14 protein-coding genes are annotated in these 12323 nt (G+C 51.7%); 2 read left to right on the top strand and 12 right to left on the bottom strand.

Annotated features, from left to right (window positions below; all coding sequences use genetic code 11):
• Positions 1-12: 12 nt before the first annotated feature.
• Positions 13-786 carry an SDR family NAD(P)-dependent oxidoreductase gene (locus tag ACN0WW_RS15895; protein WP_417613856.1) on the top strand — a complete coding sequence of 258 codons (774 nt, stop codon included), beginning with the start codon at positions 13-15 and terminating at the stop codon, positions 784-786.
• Positions 787-825: 39 nt separating this feature from the next.
• Here ACN0WW_RS15895 and ACN0WW_RS15890 read toward each other — a convergent pair whose 3' ends face one another.
• Genes ACN0WW_RS15890 through ACN0WW_RS15875 form a run of 4 tightly spaced genes read right to left on the bottom strand, consistent with a single transcriptional unit; the run spans position 826 to position 3878 of the window.
• Positions 826-1359, bottom strand: coding sequence for a YybH family protein (locus ACN0WW_RS15890; protein ID WP_417613855.1), 534 nt, complete (start codon positions 1357-1359; stop codon positions 826-828).
• A gap of 23 nt (positions 1360-1382) precedes the next feature.
• A complete protein-coding gene (locus ACN0WW_RS15885; protein WP_417613854.1) occupies positions 1383-2075 on the bottom strand; it encodes a hypothetical protein in 693 nt (230 codons plus the stop codon).
• Between the two features lie 9 nt (positions 2076-2084).
• Entirely contained in the window at positions 2085-2300 is a 216-nt protein-coding gene (locus ACN0WW_RS15880) for a hypothetical protein (protein ID WP_417613853.1), read from the bottom strand.
• Between the two features lie 3 nt (positions 2301-2303).
• Positions 2304-3878, bottom strand: a complete 1575-nt coding sequence (locus tag ACN0WW_RS15875; protein WP_417613852.1) for an FAD-binding protein — start codon at positions 3876-3878, stop codon at positions 2304-2306.
• Positions 3879-3935: 57 nt separating this feature from the next.
• Between ACN0WW_RS15875 and ACN0WW_RS15870 the strand changes: the two genes are divergently transcribed.
• On the top strand, positions 3936-4805 hold the full coding sequence (locus ACN0WW_RS15870) for a LysR family transcriptional regulator (protein WP_417613851.1): 870 nt from the start codon (positions 3936-3938) through the stop codon (positions 4803-4805).
• Between the two features lie 11 nt (positions 4806-4816).
• Here the strand turns inward: ACN0WW_RS15870 and ACN0WW_RS15865 are convergent, their stop codons facing one another.
• The 8 genes from ACN0WW_RS15865 to ACN0WW_RS15830 form a co-directional block, all read right to left on the bottom strand.
• Positions 4817-5122, bottom strand: coding sequence for a YciI family protein (locus tag ACN0WW_RS15865; RefSeq protein WP_417613850.1), 306 nt, complete (start codon positions 5120-5122; stop codon positions 4817-4819).
• 14 nt (positions 5123-5136) lie between these two features.
• On the bottom strand, positions 5137-6723 hold the full coding sequence (locus ACN0WW_RS15860; protein WP_417613849.1) for an FAD-binding oxidoreductase: 1587 nt from the start codon (positions 6721-6723) through the stop codon (positions 5137-5139).
• Entirely contained in the window at positions 6723-7382 is a 660-nt protein-coding gene (locus ACN0WW_RS15855; protein WP_417613848.1) for a hypothetical protein, read from the bottom strand. The genes ACN0WW_RS15860 and ACN0WW_RS15855 overlap by 1 nt, the downstream gene beginning before the upstream one ends.
• Entirely contained in the window at positions 7379-8104 is a 726-nt protein-coding gene (locus ACN0WW_RS15850; RefSeq protein WP_417613847.1) for a hypothetical protein, read from the bottom strand. The genes ACN0WW_RS15855 and ACN0WW_RS15850 overlap by 4 nt, the downstream gene beginning before the upstream one ends.
• Before the next feature lie 27 nt (positions 8105-8131).
• Complete coding sequence (locus ACN0WW_RS15845) at positions 8132-8974, bottom strand: DUF1838 family protein (protein WP_417613846.1); 843 nt, start codon at positions 8972-8974, stop codon at positions 8132-8134.
• 415 nt (positions 8975-9389) lie between these two features.
• Positions 9390-11180 (bottom strand): MATE family efflux transporter, encoded by a 1791-nt coding sequence (locus tag ACN0WW_RS15840; protein ID WP_417613845.1) that lies wholly within the window; start codon positions 11178-11180, stop codon positions 9390-9392.
• A gap of 135 nt (positions 11181-11315) precedes the next feature.
• A complete protein-coding gene (locus ACN0WW_RS15835) occupies positions 11316-12041 on the bottom strand; it encodes a TonB-dependent receptor domain-containing protein (RefSeq protein ID WP_417613844.1) in 726 nt (241 codons plus the stop codon).
• Positions 12028-12234 carry a hypothetical protein gene (locus ACN0WW_RS15830; RefSeq protein ID WP_417613843.1) on the bottom strand — a complete coding sequence of 69 codons (207 nt, stop codon included), beginning with the start codon at positions 12232-12234 and terminating at the stop codon, positions 12028-12030. Before ACN0WW_RS15830 ends, ACN0WW_RS15835 begins: the two co-directional genes overlap by 14 nt.
• Between the last annotated feature and the right edge of the window lie 89 nt (positions 12235-12323).

The following is a 12323-nucleotide window of genomic DNA, read 5'->3' as shown; positions in this document are numbered from 1 at the left end:
GAGATCTGATCAATGAACGACTCAAACGGACTAAGCCCGCCGCGCGGATCGAATATCGCGGTTGTCGGGGCCTGCGGCGGAATCGGTAGTGATCTTGTGCAAAAACTGGTCGCGGCTGACTGTAATGTAGTAGCGATTGATTTGGAAAAATCCATCACCGAAGCCCCCTCACCGGCCGCTCATAGTATCTCTTTCGATGGCAGAAACGCGAAATCCGTCGACGAGATGGCTGAGCAGCTAAAGAAGGTTATGCCACAACTAGACGGACTGGTCATCGCCTCGGGATTCGCCGGACAGAGAATGCCAATCACAGAATGGCCGATCGAGGCGATCGACGAGATCATCTCCGGCAACCTGCGCCTCATGACTTTGTGTTTACGGGCACTGGTGCCGCTTCTTCAACATGGAGATGCTGCCAGCGTGGTTCTAATCACCAGCGATATGGCCTATATTCCTCAGCCTGGTTATGCGCCCTATGTTGCAGCGAAGGCTGGACTGGTGGCGATGGGACAAAGCGTAGCGAGGGAGGTCGCACCGAACGTGCGGATAAATTTTGTGTCCCCCGGTGCGGTTGATACGCCGTTCCTGCGCGGCGGACGCGGCCGGACTGTGGACCCCGACGCGCCTTTGCGGTTTGATATGAAGGAATATTTGACAAAAATCCCGCTCGCGCGACTAGCCGTCGCCGAAGACGTGACCGGACCTGTATTGTTTCTGCTCGGTCCCGGATCATCGTATATGACCGGAAATATCCTGCATATAAGCGGCGGAGCATACATGGGTTAGTCGTGAGAATGGTGCAAAAGGAGCCGTCCAAGCGGCGCCTTAATCAAACTCCAACTCGACATCCGGCGCGCTATTGTCCATGTCCCGCCAGAGACGCCACATTCCATCGGTGCCCCGGCGATAGACCAGAAAAGTGCGCCCCTTTATGTGGGTCAACTTGCCGTCCGGTGATTTAATCCGCATTGCATATTGGGTTACCAGATAAGCACGATCACCTTCTATCACCAGATTTTCAGGTTCGGACCGGAACGTCACTTCATTGCCAGAACGCCGGTTGCGGGCGAAGAAATCGACGGTCTCGTCTGAACCCCGGAGCAGAGGGGAGCCGTTTGGCATAACCAAGGCATCGTCCTCGTAGAGATCCCGCATCTTTTCGATCTCTCCTGCTTGATAGTAGGTAATCCAGCGCTCTCCATTCGAGCGAATGGCGGCGCGATCTGCATCCTGTGTTGAGGTCACAATATTGTTTCGTGCGAGAGGAGCGACAGCACATGCGTTAAGGCCTGCTGCAACAGTCACGAAAAATATCCCCTTGAGAACCGAACGTGCGATGAGAGAACTACCGTCGTACATATTCCAATTTCCTCTTGTAAGGTCTAAATCGGCTTTACAGCGCCAAAAAACCCGGCGGCAAGGATTGTGATCCAATAGGTGAAGGCAACCCTCCTGGACGCGCGGATTGATTTTGCGAGCTGCATTTCGGCTTTGGCATCTGGCCCCTTCATCAAGGTCGCAAAAATGCCAGGCCAGCTATGTAGAAAATACCGAAGAACCAATCCGATGATAATCGCTACGCCGAATATAATCAGTTTGACCGAATACCATTTCTGTCCTTCGCCAGCTTCAAGCGGCCCCATTCCCAACAAAGAAGTGCTCCCGACAACAAGCAAGGCAGGGATCAGGGCGTAACGCGACCAATCTTCCAAATGACCGAATATTGTTTTGTTTTTCGCCATTTTGTCGCGAAACGCCAGAAGCGTGATGGCAATCCAAAGCACCCACAAGATCCACACAACCATTAAAAATGTACCGCCATATGGCTGCAGCCCCCACAAATATCCCATATGTAGACCAAGCGGCAAGAGCGAGACAATGCCGACCCGCGCCAAGACATCGATACGGAAAACTGTATCGAGATGTCTCAGTCTCTCGGGAGCCGTCAGCTCAGAATTGACTACCTTATAAGAGGTTTGAAACACTCCCCATTCCCCGCCAAGCCAGAAAACCATAGCGAGGATATGGAGGTACCTCAGGATGGCGAGTTCGTGTGAGGTGAAAAACTCTATCACAGCGTCACTTCAGTCCTTTGGTTCTGAACTGAACATCGATTTTATTACGAGGCCGATAACGGCCGGACGAATCAGCTTTCCCATCAGGCGCACAAGCTCGTGGCCCCCGATCTCGACGGTGCAAGGCATCGCATTTGCCACGCCTGACAAAATCAATCGTCCGTCCTCGGTGTTACTCTCGCGAACTTCTACGCCTAGCTTTATCGCCGGTGTTTTGACTAACATGGCTTATTCCGCTGCTTCGAGAAGTGTTGCAGGTTCAAGTGCCAATGCCGAACGGGCTGCACCGCGTCCGGTAATCATTGCTTCGGTGAGATAGGAACCGTTCTGATAAAGATCGGAAATGAATGAGCCCAACTCTCCCACTTCGAACAGCCTCGGAATAACATTGGCTTGGTGATCAAACACATGACCTTCCATATCACGTTTGGCACCGCCGCCCGTGCAGACAATCGCAGGCGTGATCGGAAGTGCATAGAAAGGACCATTCGCCACCGGCAATAATGTGTCGGCACTGCGCCCATGCACCTCATCTTGTCCGGCCGCGCAAGATGCGTTGTAATGCTCCACCTCTTGCTCGAATACGGACGGATCAACACCAATTTGCTGCGCGAGTGATGCGAAATCATCTGCTCTCTTGATGAAACCAGAATCCACTTCCGCACTATTGTCTTCGCTCCACGGCTCGGCGGTCACAACTGCACTCCACGTCATGACTTCGAGGACCAGCTTGCCAGCCTGACGCGTGGTTTCGTCAAAAATCATATAGACAGGATAAGCTTCGTTGAGGGGCACATCGACCCACCTGCCATGTTTCTTCTCTTTGTAGTGGGTTAGTTGAAGCTCGTTTGCTTCATTGTAGAAACGCCGTCCGGTGTTATCGATATCAAACCAACTAAATGCCGGTAGCATGAAGTTGCGCAGATAGGCGGTTTCCTGATGCGGAAGGTGAACGCCCGGCCAGATGCCACCGGACTGACCCTGATTGCGCAAATGCCACATTTCCGCACCCGCTTTTTGCAGAATGCGGATACCGTCACCCTGATTATATGGTGTGCCTAGCGGCGTCACATTGGACAATCCGTAATAATCGCGCTGCATCTGTTTGTCAGACTCATAACCGCCAACTGCCATGATTACGGCACGTTCGGCGCGAACCGCCTTGCGCGTTCCATCATGGGTGACCCACGCGCCGAATACTTCGAGCGTGTCAGGGTCTTGAATGAGATCCACCAGCGGGGCATCGAACCAGACAGGAATATTGCGTTTTTCGACATTGGATTTGAGCGCCAGCCAGACGCCTGAAGGAATCGGAAGGATTGTCGAGGTATAAGCGACCGCATCGCGTGCACCAAACTCTGGAAACTCAAGGACCGCATCACGCTCGGTAAAGCCGGTTCCCCGAAGAAATTCAGCACCCGCGTCTTGTGCAATTTTCTGGATCCATGGCTCCAGATTGACCATTTTGTCGGCCCACTCATCCAGAAACTCTTCTGTCACGGGATTGGCTTCGCTCATTTTTCTCTGATAGTCTTTGAGCGCTTCTTTGTTCTTTGAAATCAGCAAGGACTGGCCGGAGACACGGCAATTTCCGCCTGCAAATTGTTCCGGTGCTTTTTCGATTACGAGGATTCTTGCGTCAGGCTCAACGTCATAAGCTTCGATTGCGGCAGATGCTCCGGCACAGCCATAGCCGCAAATCAATACATCAACAGTTTCATCCCACCGTGTGACACTCTTAAGACTAGCCATATCATATCTCCGCATTAAGTTTGTTTTAGTTGAACCCAATTTAATGGTCATCTGACGGACGCATAACAAAAGGTTGTCAAAAACCACAAACTATGGTTGTATAGTATTATGGAACACCGGCAACTTGTTCACTTTCTTGCTGTTCTTGATTCAGGCAGCCTGACCGCAGCAGCCCAGCGAGTAGGGCTTACGCAGCAGGCGCTATCAAAGAGTTTGTCGCGGCTTGAAAACGAGCTTGGTGGCAAATTATTCGAGCGCGGCACTCGCGGCATGACAGCAACGAGGCTTGGCGAATCCATTTCTGAATATGCCCGTGACATTATTGCAAGCGCCGGAAAGCTTCGCCACACGGCTAGCGCTGCATTAGGACTAGAGCGCGGTAGGCTGGTGGTTGGACTGAGTCCGATTTCAGCCGCCAGCTTACTCGGTAAGCGACTAACCCAATTTGCGCAGAATTATCCCAATGTGCGGATCGATGTCGAAGGAGGAATAGACCGAGACTTCGTCGCCGCGCTTCATCGCGGCGAACTCGACATCGCGCTGTCCTCACAGGTTGGCGGACAATATGACGGAATTCTTTTGGAGCAGGTATCTAGCGAGCCGTGGGGCGTCGGCGGTTGCGTAAACAACCAGGCATTGCAAGATGCGCAATCCATTTCCGATCTCGCCGATGGAAATTGGATTATCGGCCGCAACACTGACCTGCTTGATGACATTATCGCAGAAACATTCTCGAACGCCGGACTGCCCATGCCCAAACCCGGTATCATGACAACATCGGTATTATTTTCGCTCCATGCACTTTCGCAGTCAGATTTCCTCGCAATTTTGCCGCAGTCACTTTGCCGTGACTTTAATGGCATATTATGGCGAGATCTGAGCGATGGTGCGTGGATTAGTCCCATTTACATGATGCGGCGCAGACGTGCGCATATGGATGAGCTTGTCAGCGTGTTGCTGCGAGAACTCAAAGGCTGAGTTAAGCCAGCTTACCAGGGTTTACCGCCAACCCAGCTACCAGCGGTCACGCCGACACGGTCAATCTTAATTGATTCCCAGATATCAGAGTTATAATAAGGGTCGCCCTCGATAAACGCGCGGGCGTCAGCCATGTCTGTGGCGCTTATCACCAGCATGGAGCCTGCAAAGCCGCCTTCTTCGTCGTGCAAGGGACAAGCGATTGAAACGCGATCAAAAACTTCATCCATATGCGCGAGGTGAGCCTTGAGACCCGCCATGCGTTTCTCTTTTGAATTAGGTTTGTCGCGACAATTGATTGCGTAAAGAACAGCCATGTTGTTAATATCTCCTATGTTTCCGTCTGATTATTGACTGGGAATTCGAGCACACCGGGGTTCATAAGCCCTTTCGGATCAAGATGGTTCTTGAGCGTCAATAGCAGCTCGCGCGGTTCGTTCGACAACGCAGAAAGAAACGGATAGACACGCCCGATCTGGTTAGAAGCCGCCGCAAAGTCACGAAACAGGTTGACTGTTTTACGACGCAAAATATTGACGAGTTCGCGCGCCTCTGGATTGGCATCTGGCTCTTGATACTTACGCACATGCGACGGATCCGGTGCATTTCGGTGCAGCGGAAGCCAGATATCTTTCCAATGGAACACCGGCTCAAAACTGTAACAATGGTTCGAAAGCGCCGATGCCAGCCGGGTCACGCGCACGCCCTTGGAACTCATTTCATCAGCATATGGTTCAATCATTGCATTGAAAGTTTTCAAAAGCTTCTGCGCATCGGAAAGAGCAACCTTCGCGTTTAGCGCTGCCCATCGTCCGCCGTCCTGCCCCATGACACCATTGAGATTGGCGAACGGATCGGCTCGTGCAGCCATGGGAATGGTCGCAGTGACTTGTTTGCCACGGGCCGCTTTTTGTATCTGGATAATGGATTTCATGTCCGCAGCTACAGCTTCGCGTGAAAGACCTGCCGCAGTGACGTGGAGCGAATAATGTCCTTTTGGAATGACGGAAACCCCCGCCTTACCCATAGCGAGCAACGACTTCGCTGCTGCCAAAGGGTTATCAGCAGATCTCGCTACCGCACTGGCTGAGCGGAGCATCTCGGCGGCATCAATGTCGAGATGGTCGGTGGCCGCAGGGTCCATAACATATGCTTCTTCAGCCACTCCCGCACGGGCAAGCTCGCATAGCGCGTCGCTCGCAGCCTCAAGTGTTGGATAGGCAAAGCTGGCGTAATCAAGCTGCTCTGGCATAGGAATGAGGCGAAGCGTTGCGCGTAGCTTTAAACCTAACGTGCCGCCATCGTGCACGAATAAGCCCGTGAGATCCGGACCAAAACTCCGGAGAAAGCTTTTGCCTTCGACCTTAAGTGCGCCCTGCCCCGTACGGAGCACGGACCCATTAGCACAGGCGACATCTATCCCTAGGACCATTTCCGCCGCAGAGCCGTGTCGTGCCGAGCCAAAGAAAAGTGCCCCGTGGCTCAGTCCGCCACCAACTGTTGCGCCCTTACCGGAAAATGTTCCGAAAAACGGAAGCCGCAGCTTATATTGTGCGAGCGCGTCGTAAATCTGCTTCCACGTAACACCGCATTCGACCGTAATCGTCATGTCATTCGAATTAATATCGATGATACGATTTAACGCCGCAGTATCTATCAGGACAGTCCGGTCGGATTGCGGAATATAGGCTGCCGTGTAGCTCAGTCCTCCGCCGCGCGGTGCAATAGCATAACCATGACGCGAAATTTCAGCGATGGCATCGGGAAGAGTATCGGCAACTGTCGGCTTCAATATTATGGCTGGTGCACATCCAGTTTCGTGAACATCGTAACGTGCATCATCAAGCTTTTCTGCCTCGACAATGACTGTATCAGCGCCGCAGATTTCTCGTAGCCGTTTGACTAGTTCTGCCTCCATTATACCGGCTTCCAGATGCTAACGATAACCACTGTAGCGATGAAAACCCAAAGGAGACCGAGAACTGATGTTGCCTTTACATAAGTGCGCTTGATGACATCATTACGCGCATCGGTAACGCCTTCGGTTGCCATGGTTTTCCAAGTCCGGAAATGTTCGATCAGCGCGAATCTTATCCCAACGCCACATAAAATTATGCCCGCGAAAAGACCAAATTTAACTCGCAGCCATAAAGGCGCAGGCCAACTGCCGCCGATCAATTGAAAAGCTAGCGCAAGAAAAATCGCGATAAGCACATAGCGAGAAGCGCGGTCTATCGATGCAAATGCCATGCCCGTACTATTGTGACGCAAGCGATGTACGGCTTCTACAAAACCAAGCCAGAGGAACATGGCTATGCCCGCTGCCCAAAACGCAGTGTCGCCACCAGGTATGAAACCATATGCTATCGCAAGCATAAAGCCGAGACCAGCTTGCAGCACTAAAGCATAGCGCACGTGCTGATCGACGTGCATGACGTGATCCATTAGCCGGGCACGCTCGTCAAAATCCATATCACCGCGATAGCTGACATACTTATAGGTTGAATTTATGACTAGTTCGGAACCCAACCAGTAACCAAGCACAGCGATATGCGCGACTAGCAACCATATGGTCATGCGTTGTCATGCCGCACGTGACTAAGTGATCCAAGCTCGTAGCGAGTTTGCATATATCCCCCAACGGCAGCTTTCAGCAAAATATAATGATCATCCGTCGTACACCACAGATCATATTCTGGATGCTCCTCTAGCAAGCCCGGTACGTCGGGATAGGAGAATTTATGCGCTTCAAAACGTCCTGCCTCAACTTCTATTTCCTCACGGCCATGATATTGAATAGCCAATTTTATCGGAAAAAACATTGGTCCCGTTGCTCCCCGATGATCAGGAGAAGATAGATACATATGCTCGATCAGCTGGATCCCGGGGCCCTGTGACAAATCGTAAAGGCTCAGCAGAAAACCATCATTTATTATCGCGTGGTTTCCGAATGCGACCAGCGGGCTGTCGAGCTCCATGCGCTGGGAAATCCGCCCTTCAATGGTCGTCATTGATTCACATTCGGCGATATTCTTGCCGAAACGAAACCATCCGCTGCCACGGAATTTGCCGCCCACGGCAATACGCACGAAACTGTCCTCGGGCCTGCCGTCGGGACCGATCCGCTGGTTGACATCGCGAACGACGGACGGCGCATCGTCGATTTCTGCATGGGCAGCGAGGACGCGAGAACCGTCCCGGTGAATGTCGATCCGGAAACTCTCGCGGCCACGCTCTGCGCCGCGCCGGCCCTCTGCATTACTTGTGTAACGAAGCTCGCCGGTAAAAGTCTCTAACACTCCGCCCATCATTCGATCCGATCTTTCTTAATTGGCCCAACCTTCACCGGCGGGAGCCTGCTGAAGCGCGCGGATTTCATCCATGTCAGCGGGCGGGACTAACCACATTGGCATTTCCGCTTTTGCCCATTCGAGCAGCTTGGGGGGAAACTCGCTTTCATGCTCGACGCGCCACGACAGCAAGTGATAAATCGCCTTGCCGGTTCCGGCCCACGTCGGGAGTCCCCCATAGCGCTGCCAACTCATTTGATGCGGTTCTTCGACTTTATTATTTCTATGCAGAAAAAAATCATAATTCTCCCAGGCTTCATAGCGCGCGCCGTTCGGAAGCGGCATATCGAGAAAGATCGGGGCGGAGACAACCAATGTATCGCGTCCTAACCAGCGCATCCCCATACCGTCTTGCATCTTTATCTGCTGTATCGCGGCGCCTGCACCCTGTTCAACATCGCCAAAAATCTTGCCTTCTTCGACACGGTAGGTGATCACCTGATACGGGTAGGCGATAGGAGTAACCGGTTGGCCGTTATATTCCGTCAATATTTCATCTGTGACCGGGTCGGTATAGGCAAAAGTCTTGCGCGTCAGATGTATGACGGGATCACCTTTTTTCGTCGGCCAGATTACACGGGAACTATCGAACCCGACCATCCCAAAAAGTTTTTTACCTGTAGGATACTCAAAAACGCCGCCACTGGCGATCCAGTGAACAGGCTTGCCGGTTCCAGCCCTCGCATCGACCCAGAGACGCAATTCTTCCGAAACATCATCGTCGACCACTTCTCGTCTGTCCTGTCGTCCCTCTTCAGCCGCCGCTGTTCCTGTAAACACCAACCCTGCCAGTAAAAAACCGATAATGCTAATCCGCATACCCACTCCTTCTCATGGACATCATCTTCATCGGACATCCTCGAAACTTACTAGATAATTTGTCCGGACATTGTCGAGCAACTTCAACTAGATTAACGACAACCAAAGGTAGTAGCGCCGTGTCTTTAAGAAAAAATCTTGACCCACTCATACCGGAAGGCAACTGAAGAAATAGCATTCCGGCGTGGTCATCCCAAACGCTCCATCTTCTCTCAAAAAATTGAAGTATTGCGATACACCGGTTACCTTCGCGACGACATAACTCGGCGATGCTACCCTCTCAGCGCAGTCCTTCCATCACCATCCGTATTTTTCTTCCGCGTGATATTGTTTGCGGGTTGCTCTGCGGATGTCCTTTACCACCAGCCCCGCCGGGGCTGTTGAGTTTTTCGCTTCATCTTCGTTCCACAAAAACCTAGGTCGGGCCGGAAGCATTTGCTGCATTTTCGGCAGGTACGGCTGCTTCCTTTTCGTGGTTGGCAGCGCTGCCGGAAATCATAGTTGCATTGCGCCAGTTGCCGAAACGGTAATAGGCGAGCGCAAGCGCCATCGAAACCGCAGAGCTTATGGGATAGGACCACCAGACCGCCTCCACACCATAGGTCGGCTCAAACAGAACTGCCGTACCGATGCGGACACCGACCAGCGAGATGAATATGATTATTAACGGCGGTATGACGGAGCCTGTTGCGCGCACGGTTCCGAACACCACCATCATAACACCAAACAGGATGAAGCCCCAGCTCACGATATTGTTGATATACACAGCGATCGGGATGGAGGGGCTTTCCGGGCCAAGGAACAACGACAAAGCGAAATGATCGGCCACATAGAGCAGCAAAACCATCGCACCGGTTAAAACGATATTCGCAATGATGCCGGAACGGGTGATCGCACCGACGCGCTCCCATTTACCGGCCCCAATATTTTGCGCAGCCATAGCCGAAGTTGCGGACCCCAGCGCCATAGCAGGCATCTGAATATAGCTCCATAACTGTGCTGTGACCCCGTAAGCCGCCGCCGTGGATACGCCATAGCTATTGACAAATCCGATCATCACAACTGCCGATCCGGAGACCACGAACAGCTGCAATCCCATTGGAAAGCCCTTTGTTATGATACTGATCGAAAGGTCCCGCGCTGGCCGGATATAGGCGAGTTCCACCCCACGCAGCCTGATAGGTAGGTCTTTAGCGTAGATATATAGAAGCATTCCGAAAAGCGCGATCGCTTGCGCCACGAAAGTCGCCGTTGCCGCACCGGCAATGCCCATTTCTGGTGCCGGCCCCAGGCCCATAATCAGGACCGGATTGAGGATGATATCGATAAATGCCGATAGCCCCATGAATATGAGAGGCGTAGTGGCATCTCCAGCACCCCGCTGCGCCATCATCAGAAAGTTGAGAAAAAACATGATCGGGATCGCGAGAAATATGATTCGCAAATAGCTGATAGCTAGCGGAACGGAGGCAGCTGGCGTGTCGAGTAAATGCAAAAGCTCCGGCGTAAAAATCCACCCCAGTACCGCAATGATGATCGAAAGAAAGAAAAACCAGAATGCTGAAGCGCCTACCACGCGTCTCGCACCATCGATATCGCCGCGCCCCATTGCCTGTCCGACCAGTATCGTTGCCGCCATTCCGAACCCGAAAACCGTTCCTAGCATCAGGAACATCACCAAATTTGCATTGGCGGTTGCGGCAAGCGCGGCTTCGCCCAAAATCCGTCCGATCCATACCGCGTTAATCGATCCATTGAGCGACTGCAAAACTGACGAGCCCAGTGTCGGCAAGGAAAAGAGCAACAGAGTCTTGAAAATTGGTCCGGTGGTCAGGTTGCCATCGAACCGTGCTTGAGCTTTTGCGACCATATTTTGCTTCAGTTTCCATTTACGGCGGAATGCGGGCTTTAAGATTAGCACGAGCCGCACAATATCGAAATTGAGTTGAATTTCTAACCTAGCCTTCGCCCATCGAGAGTGCATTGACCCAAAAGCAATGGAAGGTGATGGGACCTGCATTGTCTCCGCATTCGACCTGCATTTTTCCCGACCATACCTGTGAAAAGGCAGAATAAAAATAATCCTACTAAAACACAAATGGCAGACGAGCAGACGACCACACGATTGGTAAACCACCCATATCTGAGCGGTTATTAAACTTTTCCTTCCCAGGCAGCTGTGGACACCGCACAGCAAACAAAGCAATAGCGACTTGTGAGTGGTCAGCTATTGCCAAAGCAATTTCTGGAATGCTGACGAGTGGAAAAAAGCCCCAATATCCGAAATGGAAATCAGGGCTTTTTAGCCACAAATTATTGCTTCTGTTATCGTTTCATATGATCAAAAACGGAAGTTTGCACGAACCCCGAAGGTACGCGGGTCGGGTAATCCAGGTTTCCCGACGTTAAAAATCGTCGACGGTAATGTGAATGTCCGCAGATCGGTTGTCGTGGTGCCAACGCGGATCGTGTCGTCATCAAACACGTTCTTGACATAGCCGATCAGTTCCCAATTCTCGCCTCTGAGACCGACTTGCAAATCTGACAACCAGTAACCGTCATACCATCTGGAATTGCTACTATTGTCGAAGCGCTTTCCTTGGTAACGTCCATCCATTTCGATGTACACGCTCAGAGCGTCAGAGATAGTATGGGTGTAACGCCCCGAAATATTTAACGAATGGGTAGGTACATTCTCTAGACTATTGCCTGAATTATCAATTTCGCAGAAACTGGCACTTTCTACCATCTTGATTACGCATTCCCCTGCAGTTGCAATAGAACCGGGGTTTGACGTAAGAGACTTGAAATCTTTATATCTCGCATGCAGGTATGCATAGGATCCTGTGAACATTAGGCTTTCTATAGGCTGCCATGTTGCATCTATTTCAAGGCCCCAAACTTCTGCAGCCGCCGCATTGACCGGCTTAACGCCTGGTAACCCATTAGCAAGAATTGCCACGGAAGAAGCTTGCTTGTCGCTGAAATCTTCGAAGAATACGGCTGCATTGAAAACCAGAGACCTGTCGAACCAACTGGTTTTGGCGCCCACTTCATATGTGATCATCCGAAGGGGCTTCATCCGAGTGCCCGGCGTCGGAAATCAACATCAGTTCGGCGTTTTGTGGTTCGCTGACGCATTCAGCTGCTTCGGCAACCGTCATGCTCGACATAATCAGAACGAGCAAAACCGCCATCAGGCGAAAGAGCCCTGACATTTTTCTGGTTATGCCGCTTCGTTCATTCATGGTTCCGCCCAATACATTATCTCGTTAGTTCATCAAGTGCTTTTGAACAACATTCCCAATATTTCATGCAGTTAGATATGTAATATCATTAATTTTTAGGT

It is taken from the genome of Parasphingorhabdus sp. (assembly GCF_048269865.1).
Lineage (GTDB): Bacteria > Pseudomonadota > Alphaproteobacteria > Sphingomonadales > Sphingomonadaceae > Parasphingorhabdus.
The sequence above is the reverse complement of the archived record's forward strand: the minus strand, read 5'-3'. Positions and strand labels throughout refer to the sequence as shown.

What these genes read in the sequence shown, in the direction of transcription:
- ACN0WW_RS15835 (WP_417613844.1), bottom strand. Translation starts at nt 12,041, where the DNA reads ATGATCACATATGAAGTGGGCGCCAAAACCAGTTGGTTCGACAGGTCT.
- ACN0WW_RS15880 (WP_417613853.1), bottom strand. Translation starts at nt 2,300, where the DNA reads ATGTTAGTCAAAACACCGGCGATAAAGCTAGGCGTAGAAGTTCGCGAG.
- ACN0WW_RS15875 (WP_417613852.1), bottom strand. Translation starts at nt 3,878, where the DNA reads ATGACCATTAAATTGGGTTCAACTAAAACAAACTTAATGCGGAGATAT.
- ACN0WW_RS15865 (WP_417613850.1), bottom strand. Translation starts at nt 5,122, where the DNA reads ATGGCTGTTCTTTACGCAATCAATTGTCGCGACAAACCTAATTCAAAA.
- ACN0WW_RS15895 (WP_417613856.1), top strand. Translation starts at nt 13, where the DNA reads ATGAACGACTCAAACGGACTAAGCCCGCCGCGCGGATCGAATATCGCG.
- ACN0WW_RS15890 (WP_417613855.1), bottom strand. Translation starts at nt 1,359, where the DNA reads ATGTACGACGGTAGTTCTCTCATCGCACGTTCGGTTCTCAAGGGGATA.
- ACN0WW_RS15860 (WP_417613849.1), bottom strand. Translation starts at nt 6,723, where the DNA reads ATGGAGGCAGAACTAGTCAAACGGCTACGAGAAATCTGCGGCGCTGAT.
- ACN0WW_RS15855 (WP_417613848.1), bottom strand. Translation starts at nt 7,382, where the DNA reads ATGACCATATGGTTGCTAGTCGCGCATATCGCTGTGCTTGGTTACTGG.
- ACN0WW_RS15845 (WP_417613846.1), bottom strand. Translation starts at nt 8,974, where the DNA reads ATGCGGATTAGCATTATCGGTTTTTTACTGGCAGGGTTGGTGTTTACA.
- ACN0WW_RS15870 (WP_417613851.1), top strand. Translation starts at nt 3,936, where the DNA reads ATGGAACACCGGCAACTTGTTCACTTTCTTGCTGTTCTTGATTCAGGC.